Consider the following 17,385-nt stretch of genomic DNA (forward strand, 5'->3'; position numbering starts at 1 on the left):
GAGGAACCATTAGGAGGGCTCTATAGGGGTACTTTGATGCGGGAAAAACCATCAGGACTCCTCCCAGCTTTTTACGTAGTGGATGTTGAACAAACCATCAGGGCTCCTCCTAGCTTTCTATTCTTTGAAAGCTCTTATGGGTTGGGCTGGGTCCCTCCTCATGGTAAAAGCTGGGTCCCTCCTCATGGTAAAAGCTGGGTCCCTCCTCATGGTAAATTTTATACTACCTCTTTCTTTCTTACAAAGAAGGGTTTGGTGTCGGCGCCTTTGATTTCTTTGCCTTCTGAAATCTTTACTTTTTTATCGGTAACCACATATTCTGCGTTTACGCCGGCTTCAATTTCGGTGTCCTGCATCAGAATCGAATTTTTCACTTTTGCGCCCTTGCCGATTTTTACGCCTCTAAACAGGATGCAGTTTTCGATTTCGCCTTCAATGACGCAGCCGTCAGCTACCATTACGTTCTTTGCGGAAGAACCGTTGATATAGCGGGTCGGATTATCGTCACGAATCTTGGTGTAAATGGGATTTTTGCCAAACAGCTGCTCCAGATTCTCATCCTCTAACAGCTTCATGCTCTCGTCAAAGTACTCTTTCAGGCTGCCGATGCGGGCTGCATATTCCTGATATTCATAAGCATTTACTTTCAGCTCATTCAGCTGAGGCATTAAGATATCACGCTCCAGATACAATCCGCCTGCCTTAAATGCTTCACTTACCAAATCAATCAGATGCTCTCTTTCAAATACATACACATTCATGGAGAAATTCTGGCAACCCGGCTCCTGAGGATTGATATGTATCCTCTTTACACGATCCCCGTCCAGATCCAGTGTGTAATAATTTCCTTTATTCAGCTCTTCGGCATTTATAATGCTCTGGGGAAGCGCTTCTTTGGTGTAAGCAATGGTAGCGTCTGCGCCGCTTTCAATATGCGCGTCCAACAATGCCTTAAAGTCAAAATTAAACGCAATGTTAGCATCTGACAATACCACATATTTCTCTTTCTGTGATTTCAAAAATCCCAGGATACTGCCAAGCATGCCGACACGGCCTGTATAAATTTCCATGTTCTTCTGTGCATAGGGCGGGAAAATATTTAATCCGCCGTTCTTACGGGACAGGTCCCATTCACGGCCGGAGCCCAAATGATCCAATAATGAAAAATAATTCTCACGAACCAAAACGGTAATATTGTCAATTCCGCAGTTCACCATACTGGAAAGCACAAAGTCGATCATACGGTAACGGCCTGCAAAGGGAATGGAAGCCATCAGCCGCTCGCTGGTCAGTTCAGGTACAAGTTCATCATAAGCATTGGGGAAAATAATGCCCAGTGCATTGGTGTTACTGGTATTCATCATCGTTTATCACCATCCTTTACATTATCACTCACCATGGCATCCGGCCCGATTACCGCTTCATCGCCCACATAAACGCCAGGCCCTATCGTTGCCACGCCTGCTGCATCGCCTTCCGGCATCTGTCCAACTACAGCATTCTGTCCAATAATTACATTTTCAGCTATGATGCAGTGCTTTACTTTCGCACCGGCTTTGATGATAGAATTGCCCATAATTACAGCGTCTTCTACCTCTGCCCCTTCTTCTACCTTTACGCCCGCAAACAGAATCGAATGCTTGATGGAGCCTGAAATGTTGCAGCCGTCTGTAATCATGGAATTTTCCACCGATGCCCCTGCGTTGATTTTATGACCGGTCATACCGCTGTTTCGGCTGTAGATCTTCCATTTTTCATCAAACAGGTTGATTCCACTGTTTTCCGGATCAAGCACTTCCATATTTGCTTCCCACAGGGAAGAAATGGTTCCTACGTCTTTCCAGTAGCCGCTGAACCGGTAAGCGTACATTTTTCTCTCGTCTTTTAAAAGGTTCGGAATGATATTGTTTCCAAAGTCATTCTCAGATTCCGGATCTGCCTCGTCCTCTTCCAGATATTTTTTCAAAATATCCCAGTTAAAAATATAAATACCCATGGATGCCAGATTTGATTTGGGCTCCTTGGGCTTCTCCTGGAATTCTGTAATCTTATCATTTTCATCCGCAACCATCAGTCCGAATCTGGACGCCTCTTCCCATGGCACCTCCATAACCGCTACAGAGAATTCTGCGCCTTTTTCCTTATGGAACCGGAGGAAATCGCTGTAATCCTGTTTACAAATCTGGTCGCCGGAAAGGATAATCACATACTCCGGATCATACCGTGAAATAAATGAAAGGTTCTGGTAAATTGCATTTGCCGTACCTTTATACCAGTCAGAACCGGATGCCTGCTGATAAGGAGGAAGCACATGAACCCCGCCGTACAGACGGTCCAAATCCCACGGCTGCCCGTTTCCGATATACTCATTTAAAACCAGTGGCTGGTACTGTGTCAGAATACCTACCGTATCAATTCCAGAATTAACGCAATTTGACAGCGGGAAGTCAATTATGCGGTATTTCCCGCCAAAGGGAACGGCCGGTTTTGCCAGCTTTTGGGTCAGCGCATAAAGACGGGACCCCTGTCCGCCGGCAAGAAGCATAGCTATCATTTCTTTACCCATTTTCTCTCTCCTTTGCTTTTAATAATTAATTTTGGTTCCGGGGCTGAATTACACCGCTGAAAAAGCTGTCGCCCTCACTGATTACGGCCGCTGCTTTTACTTTTCAGCAAAGTTAAAATCTCCCAGACCCATTGTTATTATTGTACAGGATTATGACTTTTTTGTAAACAAATTATTGCAATTTTACCATAAAAACCTTTCTTTTTATGAGATTTGAGCAATTTTGACATTTTTTCCTTGGATTCTTATGCCTAATCCGCAGCTTTCACGAAAAATCTTTCAAATATTCGTTCAGATCTGTTCCCGTAATCTCTCTTTTCACTACACCTGCAGTCTCAAAAAAGGTTCTTGCAGCCCTCCCATTCCCCGTGTAAAATAAAATCAGCAAAGGAGGTTTCCCCATGGAAAACGCATATGTGTTAGAAATTTCAGATTCCAAATTCAAAGACCTGTTCCTCTGTTTCTGCGGCTATGCCCAATGCGAACCTCTGCACAGCTTCGGCCCTGCCGCCCGCCCCAACTATCTGATCCATTATATTATGGACGGAAAAGGCATCTACCAAACCGGAAAACACAAGTTTCACTTAGAAGCAGGCGAAGGCTTTTTAATTGAACCGGATGTGCTCACTTATTACCAGGCAGACCGGGAACAGCCCTGGAGTTATCTCTGGGTGGGATTTTCCGGCAGACATGCGGGGGAATATTTAGAGGATTTGGGATTAAACAGCAGACAGCCCACCTTCCGCTCCAGTCAGGGAAAAGAACTGAAGCACCTGATTCTGAAAATGATGAAATGCCAGGATGATTCCGTTACCAGTCAGTACCGGCTTCAGAGCCTTTTATACGGCTTTTTTGAAATTCTCTCCCGGGACGTATCTTCACAGGAAGAAATGGAATCCATGGAAAATTTTTATGTGGACCGGGCCATCAGCTACATCCGCAACAACTATACCGCCGATATCAAGGTCACAGACGTGGCCAACCATTTATGCGTCAACCGCAGCTATCTCTACAAACTTTTTAAAAATTCCCTTCAGATGTCGCCTCAGGAATTTCTGACCAAGTTCCGGATTTCCCGGGCAAAAGAGCTTTTAAGCATCACAAAGCTGTCCATTGAAAATGTTGCATTGTCCTGCGGCTATCAGGACGCCCTTGTTTTTTCCAAGGCATTTAAGAAAAATACCGGCATTGTGCCTACGGTTTACCGGAAAGAACATCAGAAAATGATACAGAAAAATCTAAAAGAAAATCAGGAATTACTGGAAAAATTAAATACAGATCAGACCTTTCAGAAGCTTCATCAAAAATAGCGGTAAGATGTTTAAATAATTACATCAGGAAACATTTTGACTGTATACGGCAACAAAATAGGCTACCTGTTTTTTTCTCCTGCAAGTATAATATAGCTAAGTTGAGAGAGAAACATGCGCGCGCAAATCTTCTCACTTAATATTTACAACAATAAGAGAATATTGGAGGATATTATGATGAGTAAGGAAACAACAAAAGCTGCAAATCCAACTTACAAGCATGTATCAGCAAGGGAAAAATACTGTTTTGGAATCGGGGCAATCGGAAAAGACGCCATTGTTAATCTGGTGGGAGCATTTCTGATGCTGTATTTTACAGATACCCTGTATCTGGCCCCGGCATTTGTAGGCGTTTTATTCTTTGTGGCGCGTATCTGGGACGCTGTGAACGACCCGGTCATGGGAATGATTGTAGACAACACCAAATCCCGTTACGGAAAGTTCCGTATCTGGCTGATTGTGGGCACGCTGCTCAACTCGGTGGTATTTATACTGCTGTTCCACAGTTTTAATTTGAAGGGAACCACCCTCTATATTTATGTATCTGTCATGTACATATTATACGGCATGACCTACACCATTATGGATGTGCCTTACTGGTCCTGGCTGCCCAACCTGACCAATGACCCGAGAGAACGTGAAAAAGTATCTGTTATCCCCAGATTCTTTGCCAGTCTTGCAGGATTTTCCGTGGCAACCTTCGGCCTTTATGTCATCCACAGCCTGAACCGGATGGCAGGAGAAGACAACCTTTACGCAGAGCACGGATACACCGTATTTGCCGTTATTATTGCAGTGATCTTCATTGTTACCATCGGAATCACGGTCTGCAACGTAAAAGAAGAATCCACCCTTGGAAGCAAAACAACCAAAACCAACTTAAAACAGGCATTTACGATTATCTTCCAGAATGACCAGTTAATTGCATTTATCGGCCTGCTTCTTACTTTCAACTTATCCACGCAGATTGCCAAAAGCTTTGCCGTGTATTACTTTAAAAATGTGTGCGGCAACGAATACCTGTATTCCATTTTCGGATTTGCAATCATTGCTGAAATGCTGGGCCTTGTGGCATTCCCGAAAATCGCTGAAAAAATCAGCCGTGAAAAAGTATATTTTGCCGCTTGTTTCCTGCCGATTCTGGGCTTTGCCCTGCTTGGAGCATTCGGCTTTATCGCACCGAAAAGTTCTGTATTCGTAATTATAAGCTGCGCATTTATCTTCTTCGGTTCCGGCCTTTCTTTAGGCGTAACCACCTGCTGCATGGCCGATGTCATCGACTACGGCGAAGTCAAATTCGGCGTCAGAAATGAAAGCGTTACCTGTTCCGCACAGACGTTTCTTATGAAAGCTGCCACGGCCGCTGCCGGCGGACTTTCCGGCGTAGGGCTTCAGATTGTAGGATACAATGCCAAACTGGAAACCCAGTCTGCAGGCACAGTTTTCGGCATCCGGATTATGATGATTGTGATTCCGATTATCCTTGCGGCAGTCAGCTACATGATTTACAAACGTTTCTATATCTTAAAGGGACAGAAAATGGAAGAAGTAACTGCGAAATTAAATGAGATACACAGCCAAAATGCCTGAAACTTAAGGCAAAAAGGAGGTCACTCATGATTACTTATCATGAAAAAAGCAAAACATTTCATCTGTACAATGATACTGTCAGCTATATTATGACGATTCTGTCAAACGGCCACATGGGCCAGCTTTATTTCGGAAAAAAAATCCGCGATAAAGAGGATTTTTCCTACCTGCTGGAAACCTGTGAACGGCCCATGACTTCTTATCTCTATGAAACTGACAGAAGATTTTCCTTAGAACATATCCGCCAGGAATACCCGGTATTCGGCTCAACGGATTACCGGCAGCCCGCTGTGGATATCCGCCAGGAAAATGGAAGCAGGATTCTGGATTTTCAGTATCAGAGCCATACCATCACAGAAGGGAAGCCCGCATTAGAAGGGCTTCCGGCAACCTATACAGAATCCGGCGATGAAGCGCAAACCCTTACCCTGATTCTGAAAGACCCGGTTACCGGCGTCTGCGCAGAGCTTTTGTACACCATATTCCGCCAGGGAGGAATCCTTACCCGCAGCGTCCGTCTCTGCAACCAGGGGAACGTCCCGGTGCAATTAGAGCGGGCCATGAGCCTTTCTCTGGATCTGCCGGATCGGGACTATCAATGGCTGCAGCTTTCCGGATGCTGGGCAAGAGAATGCCATATCCGCAAAAGAAACCTGGAACCAGGCATTGTGTCCATTGGAAGCATGCGGGGCAACTCCTCCCACGAGCACAACCCTTTCCTGGTATTAAAACGGGAAAACACAAACGAATACCAGGGGGAAGCCATTGGATTTTCTCTGATTTACAGCGGTAATTTCCGCATTCAGGCAGAAGTGGACGCTCACGAAACGCTCCGTGTCCTGGCCGGAATCGATCCGGAAACCTTTTCATGGAAATTAGACTGCGGCGAAAGCTTCCAGACGCCGGAAGCTGTTATGGTTTACACCGATCAGGGATTGAACCACATGAGCCAGACTTTCCACAAGCTGTATCAGAAACGCCTGGCAAGAGGCTGCTGGAGAGACAGAGTACGGCCCATCTTAAACAACAACTGGGAAGCTACTTATTTTGATTTCACCGAAGAACGTCTGGTGGAAATTGCCGCCAAAGCCAAAGAATGCGGCGTGGAGCTTTTTGTTTTAGACGATGGATGGTTCGGCGCCCGCAGCAGCGACAGAGCAGGACTTGGAGACTGGAGCGCCAATCCGGCCCGCCTGCCCCGGGGAATCAAAGGGCTTTCTGAGAGAATTGAAGCACTGGGATTAAAATTCGGCCTTTGGTTTGAGCCGGAAATGGTCAACAAAGATTCTGATTTTTACAGAGCCCACCCGGACTGGATTATTTCAACGCCAAAACGGTCCGCCTCCCACGGACGTTACCAGTATGTACTGGATTTTTCCAGAACAGAAGTTGTGGACGCTATTTATCAGCAGATGTCCAAAATTCTGCGGGAGTCGAAAATCTCCTATATCAAATGGGATATGAACCGCAGCATTACCGAATGCTATTCCAAAGTTTTGCCGCCCGACCGCCAGGGAGAAGTGTACCACCGGTATATTCTGGGCGTGTACGACCTGTATGAACGGCTGATCCGGGAATTTCCGGAAGTGTTGTTTGAATCCTGCTCCAGCGGCGGCGGAAGATTCGATCCCGGTATGCTGTATTATGCCCCTCAGGGCTGGGCCAGTGATAACAGCGACGCCGTGGAGCGGCTGAAAATACAGTACGGAACCTCCATGTGCTATCCCATCAGCAGCATAGGCGCTCACGTATCTGTCACGCCCAACCACCAGGTGTTCCGCAACACGCCCCTGCATACAAGAGCAAATGTGGCTTATTTCGGCACCTTCGGTTATGAACTGGATCTCAATAAATTAACAGAAGAAGAACTGGTAAAAGTAAAAGAGCAGATTGCCTTTATGAAACAGTACCGGGAAACGCTGCAGTTCGGAACCTTCTACCGCCTGAAAAGTCCTTTTGAGGGAAATGAAACGGTATGGATGGCCGTCAGCCAGGATCAGAAAACTGCGGTGGTGGGATGGTACCGGACGCTGAACTGCGTCAATGCTTCCTATACCCGGGTGCGTCTGGATGGATTGAACCCCGAGTATTGTTACTGGAATAAAAACACCGGACTGTGCCACTACGGCGACGAGCTGATGCATGCAGGGCTGATTACCAGTGACGATACCGCAGGCCAGGTTCCGTCAGACGCCCTGCCTCCCAGCGATTTTGAATCCAGAATCTATGTACTGGAGGTGGAAGAATCTTGACCCGCGAAAAAAAATACTCGCCTGCCCGGATTCTGATGATGCTTGTGGGAATCCTGTTAATCGGCATGTGCGTGGCCTCCTATCGAATGAGCGGATTCGGGGTAGACCCCTTTTCCTGTATGAACCTGGGCGTCAGCGGATTTGTGGGCATGTCTTTTGGCACCTGGCAGCTGATTGTAAATGCCGCTCTGCTTGTGGTTGTGTGGTTTACCGTACGAAGCTGCATTGGGCTCGGTACGATTGTCAATATGGTTTTTGTGGGATACACAGCAGATTTTCTCTGTTGGCTGTTCTTAGATCAGTTTGGGCTTCATGTGACAATGCCTCTGCGCATTTTCCTGTTGGCCCTGGGCACGTTGTTTGCCTCCCTTGGATGTGCATGCTATATGTCGGCGGAAATGGGAATCGCCCCCTATGACAGCGTAGCGTTTATTGTCACAAAATATACAAAGGACAAAGTTTCTTTCCGAATGGCAAGAGTGCTTTCTGATTTGATTGTGATTGTAATAGGAATTACTTTCTGCCTTTTGGCAAAGAATAGTCTCTGGGAGATTGTGGGCCTGGGGACAATTGTCAATGCCTGCTGTAATGGTCCGCTGATACAGTTTTTCCGGGAGAAATTTGAAAAATTATTGAAATAGACGGCAAAATTCCTCACACAAACTGATGATATTTGGGTACGGACGGTATTGCAGGCAGGCGTTCCCTCACACAAACTAATGATATTTAGGTACGGACGGTAATGTAGGCAGGCGTTCCCTCACACAAACTGGGCAGCGTTTCGGCGAACTAACTGCTAACGGAAACTAAGAAAGTCAGGAAAACCTTCCTTTCTAAGTCTCCGTAAGCAGTGGATTTCGCCTCCACTAAGGACGCCCATGAACTGTTTGCTTAGAGGGAACGCCTGCCTGCATTTCCTGTGTACCGAAATATAATAGGTTATTTGCGGGAGTATACCAGCTGACTGAGAGGTACATTGTTTTTCTTCCTGAAATGGGCGCACGTTATAATGTTTATTAAACAAACTTTAAATCATCTTTCAAACGCACACTGGAATTACAGCAAATAACTGTATTTCGATACACAGGAACAGCAGGATTGCCCTTTCGCTAAGCAAACAGTTCATGGGCGTTTTTCGTGGCGGCGAAATCCACTGCTTACGGAGACTTAGGAAGGAAGGCTCTCCTGACTTCCTTAGCCGAAGTTGGCAGTTAGTTCGCCAAAACGCTGCCCAGTTTGCGTGTGAAAGGGCAATCCTGCTGTTCCGTCCGTATCCAAATACATTGTGAAAGGGCAATGTTCCGTCCGTATCCAAATACATTGTGAAAGGGCAATGTTCCGTCCGTATCCAAATTGAATATATTCCTCCCAATATTAGTATGCTATAATAAATCCACCTGACAATTTTATTTTTGCAGAGATAACATAAAACAGGAGGTCATTATGCCCGGGTTTACCACACACTATTTATTTGGAGTTAACGCATACAAAAGATTACAGCCCACACACTTGAAAAAAATCATTCAACAGGAACACAAAGCTTACAGTTTAGGGCTGCAGGGCCCTGATCTGTTTTTCTATTTTCTGCCTTCTTACACAATTCACAAGAACAATATCGGTTCTGTGGCGCACACGGAAAAAACCAATGAATTCCTCCGTCATCTGCTAAACAGCTTGACGCTGTTTCCAACCCGCAAGGAACAGGAAATTGCAGAGGCTTACATTGCAGGTTTTTTCGGACATTACATTCTGGATACCCACTGCCATCCCTATGTTTACTGGAAAACAGAATTCAGTGAAAAAACCAATGAATATCACGGCCGGCATATAGCCCTGGAAACGGAAATTGACGCCAGGCTGCTGAAGTTTTACCGGCAAGTTCTCCCTTCCGCTTTCCGGCAAAATACCACCATAGAGTTAAACCATCTGCAGAAGCGCACCATTACCCGAATTCTGCACTACGTGTATGCCAGAACTTATCCGGAGCTGGGCATTCTGCCCCTTACCATACGGACTTCTATTTTCTCCATTCAGACCGGAACAAAATTCCTGCATGATCCCTCCGGAGCAAAGAAGAAATTCCTTAGTTTTCTGGAAAAACGGTTTTTAGGCCACACACTGTTATCCACACTAATTCCCGGCATAAGCCTGACTGTCCACAGTGATCCCCTGAATCTGGGCCATAAAGTGTGGAAAAATCCCTGGGAGCACACCCTGGTTTCCACAGATTCTTTTTTTGATTTGATGCGGACTGCCCAAAAAAGATATCTGCACATTCTGGAAGAACTGAACTGTCTGCTTTCTGAGCAAAAAGAAAGCTCCGCCAAAGACAGGGCTTCCTTAGACCGAAGCTGTTTTTCAAATTCCAAAACAGAGACCACACAAAGCAACTGGGAGCATCTGTTAGAACAACTTGGAAACCTGTCCTATCACAGCGGACTGGATGCGGGGATTCCCAGTTAACTGTTTTACAAATTTTATTTCTCATTGAAGTGAAACCAGATGCAGTTCGAATTGTAAAGTCTTTTAAGAAAGAGATAGGAGATTATCCATGGATATGTTATAATGCTTGTGTTGTCCAACCTACACCCGGCAACGGGAGGAGGTGTTTACATGGAGTTATTCTTCACATTTCTTGTGACTGTCGCAGCAGGTGTGGTTTGCCACCTCATCAGCAAATGGCTAGACAGGCACGACAAGGGCAACAAATAGCCTAGTGGATGCTTTGCCACTATAAAAATAAAAGAAGAATCCCCCGACTGTACGCCATTACGGTCGGGGGATTCGTTCTTTGCCTACATGGTATTCTCCACATTTCTTTGCCTACTGGCATTATAGCATATGCAAATTTTAATTGCAAGATGCATTTCCTTTACTGAATAGCAGAATTATTACCCGGTAAATGCCGCGCTAAATTCCGAAAAATTCTTTGATCTGTCCCAGGATTGTACGCATCAGTCTGATTCTTGCTTCCAGGCTTGCCCAGGCAATGTGGGGCGTAATCAGCAAACGGTCGCTGTCTTTCATATTTTTCAGAGGATTGTCAGGGCTCATAGGCTCCGCGCAGAGAACGTCGAGAGCGGCTCCCCGGATTTCCCCTGCGTTCAATGCATCTGCCAGATCCTGCTCTGATACAATGGGACCCCTGCCCAGATTCAAGAAAATTGCAGATTTCTTCATCCTTTCAAATGCCTTTTTATCCATCAGGTTCTCTGTCTCAGGAGTCAGCGGCGCATGAACGGATACAATATCGGAGGTTTCCAGCAATTCTTCAAAACTTACCCTTCGGTAATCCGGCTGATTGTTCTTCCCGGTGGTGGAATAATAAATCACATTGCATCCGAACATTTTAGCCGTTTCCGCCACCCGTCTGCCAATGGCGCCCATTCCGATAATTCCCCAGGTTTTTCCGTCAATCTCTGAAAATTTCTTGTCAAAATGAGTAAACAGGCAGTCAGCTACATATTTTTCAGATTTCACATATTCATCGTAATAGGGCAGATGCTCCACCAGATAAAACAGCATGGCAAACGTATGCTGAAGCACAGATTCCGTGGAATACCCGGCCACATTGCGCCATGCAATTCCCCGTTCATCCAGATAATCCTTGTCCAGATTATTGGTTCCTGTGGCTGTCACGCAGACCAGCTTCAGATTCTTTGCTTCTCCGATGCTTTTCTCATTAATAGGAACTTTGTTCAAAATAATAACGTCCGCATCCCGGGTACGCTCTCTGGCCTGCTCCGGTGTGGAAAAATCATATTTTACCATTTCTCCCAATGCTTCAAACCCGGATAAATCAATGTCGTCCCCAATGGTCTTTGCATCTAAAAATACTAATTTCATACAATTTCCTCCTCTATCATTAACCTGATCGTTTTTTTATCATATTCCGCCCTTTCGCCGCCGGAAGCAGTTCTCTTTGGAGCTTCTCCGGAGTTTTTTTCCCTTATATGGGCGGCTTCTTCCTGATATTCCGGGAATTCTCCTTCTTTTGCAGTGCAGATATAACCGCATCCGTTTCCCACCTGATATTCAAAATACCCTTTACGGGGATATCCAAATGCTTCCAGAATTGCCATAATCGTTCCCCCATGGGCCACCAGGGCCACATGCTCCCAACGATTTTTACGTGCCTCCCTGATGCATCTTCGAAAAGCCTCTCTGCAGCGGAATTTAAAATCTTCCGGCTGCTCTCCGCCCGGAAATCCAATGGTTCCCCCGCTGTCAATGTATTTCTGATAATCCGCGTTTCCGCTTAATTCCTGATAATTTTTATATTCAAATTCTCCGAAATCCATTTCCCGGAACTCTTCTATGAACTTTGTCCTGTTTTTCCCAAAAAGAAGCTCCGCCGTCTGCCGGCATCTTAAGTAAGGGCTTGCAAACACTGCGTCCATCACCGGAAAATCCCGGCTTTTTTGCCTCAGCCGTTCCTTTTCCGCTTCTAATATTCCCTCGTCCGTGCACCCCAGATAACGGTGCTCCCGGTTGCCCTGAGTGGCTCCATGGCGGATAAAATACAGCTTCATAAGGATACCCTTTTTTCATTAATCAGCATTCCCTGAAACCGCTCCACACCAAACTGTTTGGAAAAATGCTGACATTTGCACAAAAAGAGATAATATATATTTTTCCCGCACCCATGCAGAGATTCAAAATTTCCCTGCCCTTTGGCAAGTATTAAATCGGCGGCGTCCAGAATTTTTTTCCCTTCCTCCGTCAGTTTGTCATATATCACGCCCTGAATAGAACTGTTATTGGTAATCACAGGCACTTCCTCTGTAATTCCAACCATCTCAGCATCTTCCAGGGTTGCGTCATTGATGGCTTCCCCGCCCCGGACCATAGCTGTGATATGTAACTCTGGATACGCTTTTTTTAACTGGCGGAGCACGATTTTGTCCAGCACAATTTCCCCGCAGTTATCCATAATATATACCAGGTCAGAAGCCTTCCCAAGCTCCCGGCACAGATGATTGTACTCCGTTTCATCCAAATAGTCGTTCTCCCTGCGAAACAATTTCAGAAATTCTTCCTTCGTCACATGTTCAACGGCAGAAAAATCAATATAATTGCCAATCCGCGCAAAACGGATGGCCTCTTTTAAGGTATCCCGGCTTTTTTTGATTTCCTGTTCCAATTCCTGTTCCATCTGAAGCAGAAGATGGTTAAATTCCTGCTTCATCTGAGCAATTTTCTCATCTTTGCCATAATATTTTTCCCGCAGTTCTGTCAGCAGAGCGCTCATCCAGGGGGCATTGTGCTCCGGCCTGCTGTTTCCAAGCAATGCCATTACTTCCCGCATAAAAGCCGTTTTTTTCTCTTCATCTTTAAAATTCTCAATCAGACGTTCCTGCTGATTCACCAGGCAGCACATGCATTTTGAATATAACAGCATTGGTTGTCCTCCTTATCCTTATAAATGGCCTGCTGCAATTATTATACGATAAAGCAGTTTTTTAATCAATCCATTTATGGCTTATAAACCTGTTCCCCCGCCCAGGCTCCTGCTTTCCTCCCTCCCCAGGGGGAAAAATCATACCCACAAAGCCTTCCTTTCCATTGACGTTATAAATTCCGTAATATCCGCTGGCTTTTGCTTAGTACCATTAACTTTCTGTCTCCCACTTTACCCGGCTTCCGTTTTCCGTTTTTTTCACTATCAGCTTCCGTTCCATCTGTTCTTTCAGTTCTGTTACATGGGAGATAATTCCCACCAGTCTGGTATTGCCGGCCAGTTCATTGAGAATGGCAATGGCCCGGTCTCTTGCTTCTTCATCCAGAGAACCGAAGCCTTCGTCTATAAACATGGTATCCAGATGCACCCGGCCCGCCGTATTCTGTATCACATCCGCCATGCCCAGGGCCATGGAAAGGGCTGCCAGAAAAGATTCGCCGCCGGAGAGGGTTTTTACATCCCGCACTTTATCGGTTACCAGGTCATACACATCCAAATCCAGTCCCGCTTCCCCCTGTCTGCCCAGCTGCTCCACTTCCCGGCAGCGGAGCATAAACTGATTTCCGTTCATTTTTACCAGTCTCCGGTTTGCCTCTCCGATAATGGTCCGGAAGTAACGCCGCTGAACGTAAGTCTGAAAATCCAGCCGGATATGCTGCGGCAGGTTTCCGTTGGCTGTTTTATCCAGGTTGCTGACCAGTTCATACTGCTGTTTCAATGCTGTCCGCTCCTGGTAAAGCTTCGCAAGCTGCCGTCTGGCCCGCTGATTTGCCGCCTTTCCTGCTGCAAGTTTCAGCTTTTCTTTCTCCAACCCTTTAGCTTCCCCTTCCAACTGCCGGCTGTACTCTGACAATCCTTCCAGTTCCGCCGGCTCTTTGCCTTCTAATTGCCTGAGCAGCAACTTCTGATTTTTCTGCTGCTCTGCCAGGATTCCCTGACTCTCCGCTATATCCTGCCGCAACTTCTGCAAAGCTGTCTCGGCTGCTGCCTTTTTATTTTCCAGAGATAATTTCTCCTGTCCGGCCCTCTCAAGGTGATGTTTTAATTCACAGGCTTGAGGAAAAGGCAGTTCCTTTTGAATCAGCTCAAGGGCCTGTCTGGAGGTCTCCCAGGCAAGCGCCGCTTCGTACTGCTTTTTCACCAGTTCTTCCTTCTGCTGTTGGCACAATGCCTGTTCTTCTGACAGTTTTTCCTGTTTCTTTTCCTGCTGCTTCAGCCGCTTTTCCTGTTTTTGGGCCTCTTCCAAAGCGGCAGACGCCTGCTGCAGTCCTGCCAGGCATTCTTTCTGCGCGGGTTTTATCATTTCTGGCTGAAAAGAATCTCCAAAGACGCGGGTTCCGTCCTGCTGCAAAAGCGAATGTTCTCTTTCCCAGTCTTTTTGCGCCTTCTGATAATTTTCCCGGCGCTGATTTAAGGTCAAATCCGCCTGCTCCCGATCCTTTTTCGCTTCCTCCACCTGCTGCTCCGTTACGGCATGAGGGGAAAGCTCTGCTTTTTGGGGATGTTCTGTTGCGCCGCACACCGGGCAGGGCTGTCCCGGGATGAGCTCCTGCGCAATAATCCCCACCTGCTCCCGAATAAAACTGCGGTTTTTCTCCTCATAGTCCCGGCTTTTTTCCTGAAAAAGCTGCAGTGCCTGTTCTGCCTCCTGCCGCGCCTGCTTCTGTTTCTTTCCGTATCTTAAAACGCGTCCATAGGTATCTGACATTTCCTCCAGTAACGCTTGTTTTGCTGTCAGCTCTTTTACCGTCTCTGCAAGGGCTGGTATTTTAGATGCATCTTCTTCCAGTTTTCCTCTTTGTTCCAGGGCCTTTTGCATCATATTCTGAATCTCATTCAGTTTCTCTTCCGTCTGCTCTAAGGCCTGGCGGGAGGCCTGCTGTTCTTTTTCAGCCCGCAGAACCGCTTCCTGGGTCTCTTTTAAAACATCATATTTGGGCAGCAGATTCTTCCATCCTGCAATCTGCTCGGACAATTTCGGAAGCTGCGCTTCTAACTGCAGACAAAATTCCTTAAATCTCCGGGACTTTTCTTTCTCCTGCTGATTCTGCTGAGTCAGTAATCTGGCGCGGGCAGCGATTTCTGCTTCCGCCGTCGTTTTCTGCTGAAAAAGCTGATTGAGTTCTTTTGCCCGGCGGATACGAAATGCGGTTTCCTCAGACTGCTTCCGGTTTTCAGCTTCCTGCTGCCGGATTTCCTGTTCCCGCTCCCCCATTTCCTGCAGCAGATGTTCCAGGGTTTCAAGAATCTGCTTCGGACTGGTTTCCAGTTTTTCACAGATTTCCTCCCATTCCTTTCCATAACGGCTTTCCGGCAAATAAGTGACCCCCTGGATTTCATGGCTGCACAGCTTGCGGTTATCCTCCAGTTTTCCGTACAGGGATTTGCTCTGATCCCGCAGCTTCATCTGAAGGCTGGCATACACATTGGTGTCAAAAATCCTGGAAAATATTTCCTTCCGTTCTTTGGAGGATGCATGAAGCAGCCTGATAAATTCTCCCTGGGCAATCATGGCAATCTGGGTAAACTGCAAAGCGCCTACGCCCAGGATTTCTATAATTTTCTCATTGATTTCCCGAATTTTCCCCGGAAATTCCCGGCCGTCCGGCATCCATAAGGTGACGGAAGCATTTTCTTTGGTCAGGGTATATGTTCCCTCTTTGTTTTTTCGCCTGCTGGTGCGTTTATAATTGGGATTTCTCTGAATCCTGTATTCCTTTCCGCCGTAAAGAAAGGTCAGTTCCACAAAGGTGGGCACATCCGGGTCTGCATACTGGCTGCGCATCATATCCCCGTCCCGCCTGCCGCCGCTTGTCTGGTCATACAGCGCATAGGTAATGGCGTCAAAAATAGTGGTTTTTCCGGCTCCGGTATCCCCGGTAATCAGAAATACGCCCTGGCTTGCGTCCGCAAAATCTATGGTTTCTTTTCCGGCGTAGGAACCGAAGGCCGACATTACAAGTTTGACTGGTTTCATGCTGTTTCCCTTTCCTGCCGCGAAAATTGATCCAATATTTCTGCAACAATCTTTTCTTCTTCCTGATTCATGGGCTGGCTTTGCATTTCCTGATAAAAAGCCCGGAAGGCTTCCATAGGCTGAAGCAGGATTTCTCCTTCTTCCTCCGGCTCCAAAAGATTTCTGGTTCTGGTATTATCCACCCGCAGCTCTAAAATAAAATCATAGACTTCCTCCAACTGTTCTTTAGGGCGGTAGGGCTCCTTTTCATCGGTGAGGGTCACGCTGATAAAGTCATGGCAGTTTTCTTTTGTTGCCCGGCCGATAATTTCCTGCAAAAGCCCCCGTTCCCGGCGCACTTCCTGCAGGGGAGCCAAAGGCAGCAATTCGATTTGGATTTCCTGCTGTTTTGCTCCCAGAGTCACCATTGTAACTGCTTTTTTGTGAAATTCCTCGCTGACAGAATATTTCAGCGGCGTCCCGCAATAACGGATGTGGGGCGCTTTTACCATCTGAGGGCCGTGGATATGGCCAAGGGCCGCATAGTCAAACTGCTCTATCACAGACACATCAATATTATCCAGGCCGCCGACGTGAATCACGGCCTGTTCAGAATCACAGGATTCCGGCTTCTGTCCCTGATTTGTATAAAACTGGTGGGACAACAGCACATTCCTTTTGCCGAAATCAATTTGTTCCCGGGAAAGAACTGCCCGCACAGCGCTTTCATAATCCGTCACAACGCCTTCTTCAAATAAATGCCGCACATACCCCGGTTTCAAAAAAGGCAGCAAATAGAAATTCACTTCTCCGTGTTCATCCTGCAGGACCACTTTTTTCAGGAAATCTTCCGAACCGGCCGGAGCCTCTGCTGCCACGTAAATCTGATGTTTTTCCAGAAAGGAACTGGCATAGCTCAGCCTTTGGGGATTATCATGATTTCCGGCAATAATCAAAACAGGAATCTGCGGGGTAAGTTCCGCAAGTTCCTGCAAAAAACGGTCAAATATGGTATATGCTTCCCCGGAGGGCGCAGAACGATCATAAATATCCCCGCAAATCAAGATCACATCCGGCCGGCGTTCTTTTGCCAAAACTGCAATTTGCGAAAGCACCGCCTGCTGATTTTCTTTCAGACTGTAATAGCGGAGCTGTTTTCCGATATGCAGATCTGATAAATGAAAAATTTTCATAGGCTCTCCATTCTGCCGCCTGCTGCGGCATTTGCAAATATGCTCTATAACATTTAC

12 protein-coding genes are annotated in these 17,385 nt (G+C 46.5%); 5 read left to right on the forward strand and 7 right to left on the reverse strand.

Annotated features, from left to right (window positions below; translation table 11 throughout):
• Positions 1-218: 218 nt before the first annotated feature.
• Entirely contained in the window at positions 219-1,361 is a 1,143-nt protein-coding gene (gene glgD, locus ACTO17_RS07380; RefSeq protein WP_172537208.1) for a glucose-1-phosphate adenylyltransferase subunit GlgD, read from the reverse strand.
• The gene (locus tag ACTO17_RS07385) at positions 1,361-2,566 is read right to left on the reverse strand and encodes a glucose-1-phosphate adenylyltransferase (RefSeq protein WP_172537207.1); all 1,206 of its coding nucleotides are present in this window, start codon (positions 2,564-2,566) and stop codon (positions 1,361-1,363) included. The genes glgD and ACTO17_RS07385 overlap by 1 nt, the downstream gene beginning before the upstream one ends.
• Before the next feature lie 401 nt (positions 2,567-2,967).
• Here ACTO17_RS07385 and ACTO17_RS07390 point away from each other — a divergent pair, with 401 nt between their 5' ends.
• From ACTO17_RS07390 to ACTO17_RS07410, 5 genes are all read left to right on the forward strand, one after another.
• Positions 2,968-3,876 (forward strand): AraC family transcriptional regulator, encoded by a 909-nt coding sequence (locus ACTO17_RS07390; RefSeq protein WP_482557464.1) that lies wholly within the window; start codon positions 2,968-2,970, stop codon positions 3,874-3,876.
• A gap of 174 nt (positions 3,877-4,050) precedes the next feature.
• Entirely contained in the window at positions 4,051-5,466 is a 1,416-nt protein-coding gene (gene melB / locus ACTO17_RS07395) for a melibiose:sodium transporter MelB (protein WP_482557465.1), read from the forward strand.
• A 26-nt stretch (positions 5,467-5,492) separates the two neighbouring features.
• The gene (locus ACTO17_RS07400; protein WP_482557466.1) at positions 5,493-7,718 is read left to right on the forward strand and encodes an alpha-galactosidase; all 2,226 of its coding nucleotides are present in this window, start codon (positions 5,493-5,495) and stop codon (positions 7,716-7,718) included.
• Positions 7,715-8,359: a YczE/YyaS/YitT family protein gene (locus tag ACTO17_RS07405; RefSeq protein ID WP_482557467.1), complete on the forward strand. Its 645-nt coding sequence runs from the start codon at positions 7,715-7,717 to the stop codon at positions 8,357-8,359. Before ACTO17_RS07400 ends, ACTO17_RS07405 begins: the two co-directional genes overlap by 4 nt.
• Positions 8,360-9,161: 802 nt before the next feature.
• Positions 9,162-10,181 (forward strand): zinc dependent phospholipase C family protein, encoded by a 1,020-nt coding sequence (locus ACTO17_RS07410; RefSeq protein WP_482557468.1) that lies wholly within the window; start codon positions 9,162-9,164, stop codon positions 10,179-10,181.
• Positions 10,182-10,628: 447 nt separating this feature from the next.
• Here the strand turns inward: ACTO17_RS07410 and ACTO17_RS07415 are convergent, their stop codons facing one another.
• The 5 genes from ACTO17_RS07415 to ACTO17_RS07435 form a co-directional block, all read right to left on the reverse strand.
• Positions 10,629-11,564: a D-2-hydroxyacid dehydrogenase gene (locus ACTO17_RS07415; protein WP_482557469.1), complete on the reverse strand. Its 936-nt coding sequence runs from the start codon at positions 11,562-11,564 to the stop codon at positions 10,629-10,631.
• Positions 11,561-12,250 carry a histidine phosphatase family protein gene (locus tag ACTO17_RS07420; protein ID WP_482557470.1) on the reverse strand — a complete coding sequence of 230 codons (690 nt, stop codon included), beginning with the start codon at positions 12,248-12,250 and terminating at the stop codon, positions 11,561-11,563. Before ACTO17_RS07420 ends, ACTO17_RS07415 begins: the two co-directional genes overlap by 4 nt.
• Positions 12,247-13,119: a damage-control phosphatase ARMT1 family protein gene (locus ACTO17_RS07425; protein ID WP_482557471.1), complete on the reverse strand. Its 873-nt coding sequence runs from the start codon at positions 13,117-13,119 to the stop codon at positions 12,247-12,249. The genes ACTO17_RS07420 and ACTO17_RS07425 overlap by 4 nt, the downstream gene beginning before the upstream one ends.
• Before the next feature lie 211 nt (positions 13,120-13,330).
• Complete coding sequence (locus ACTO17_RS07430) at positions 13,331-16,156, reverse strand: AAA family ATPase (RefSeq protein ID WP_482557472.1); 2,826 nt, start codon at positions 16,154-16,156, stop codon at positions 13,331-13,333.
• Positions 16,153-17,328 carry an exonuclease SbcCD subunit D gene (locus tag ACTO17_RS07435; RefSeq protein ID WP_482557473.1) on the reverse strand — a complete coding sequence of 392 codons (1,176 nt, stop codon included), beginning with the start codon at positions 17,326-17,328 and terminating at the stop codon, positions 16,153-16,155. Before ACTO17_RS07435 ends, ACTO17_RS07430 begins: the two co-directional genes overlap by 4 nt.
• Between the last annotated feature and the right edge of the window lie 57 nt (positions 17,329-17,385).

The organism is Petralouisia sp., assembly GCF_056822245.1.

What these genes read in the sequence shown, in the direction of transcription:
- glgD (WP_172537208.1), bottom strand. Translation starts at nt 1,361, where the DNA reads ATGAATACCAGTAACACCAATGCACTGGGCATTATTTTCCCCAATGCT.
- ACTO17_RS07385 (WP_172537207.1), bottom strand. Translation starts at nt 2,566, where the DNA reads ATGGGTAAAGAAATGATAGCTATGCTTCTTGCCGGCGGACAGGGGTCC.
- ACTO17_RS07390 (WP_482557464.1), top strand. Translation starts at nt 2,968, where the DNA reads ATGGAAAACGCATATGTGTTAGAAATTTCAGATTCCAAATTCAAAGAC.
- melB (WP_482557465.1), top strand. Translation starts at nt 4,051, where the DNA reads ATGATGAGTAAGGAAACAACAAAAGCTGCAAATCCAACTTACAAGCAT.
- ACTO17_RS07400 (WP_482557466.1), top strand. Translation starts at nt 5,493, where the DNA reads ATGATTACTTATCATGAAAAAAGCAAAACATTTCATCTGTACAATGAT.
- ACTO17_RS07410 (WP_482557468.1), top strand. Translation starts at nt 9,162, where the DNA reads ATGCCCGGGTTTACCACACACTATTTATTTGGAGTTAACGCATACAAA.
- ACTO17_RS07415 (WP_482557469.1), bottom strand. Translation starts at nt 11,564, where the DNA reads ATGAAATTAGTATTTTTAGATGCAAAGACCATTGGGGACGACATTGAT.
- ACTO17_RS07420 (WP_482557470.1), bottom strand. Translation starts at nt 12,250, where the DNA reads ATGAAGCTGTATTTTATCCGCCATGGAGCCACTCAGGGCAACCGGGAG.
- ACTO17_RS07425 (WP_482557471.1), bottom strand. Translation starts at nt 13,119, where the DNA reads ATGCTGTTATATTCAAAATGCATGTGCTGCCTGGTGAATCAGCAGGAA.
- ACTO17_RS07430 (WP_482557472.1), bottom strand. Translation starts at nt 16,156, where the DNA reads ATGAAACCAGTCAAACTTGTAATGTCGGCCTTCGGTTCCTACGCCGGA.
- ACTO17_RS07435 (WP_482557473.1), bottom strand. Translation starts at nt 17,328, where the DNA reads ATGAAAATTTTTCATTTATCAGATCTGCATATCGGAAAACAGCTCCGC.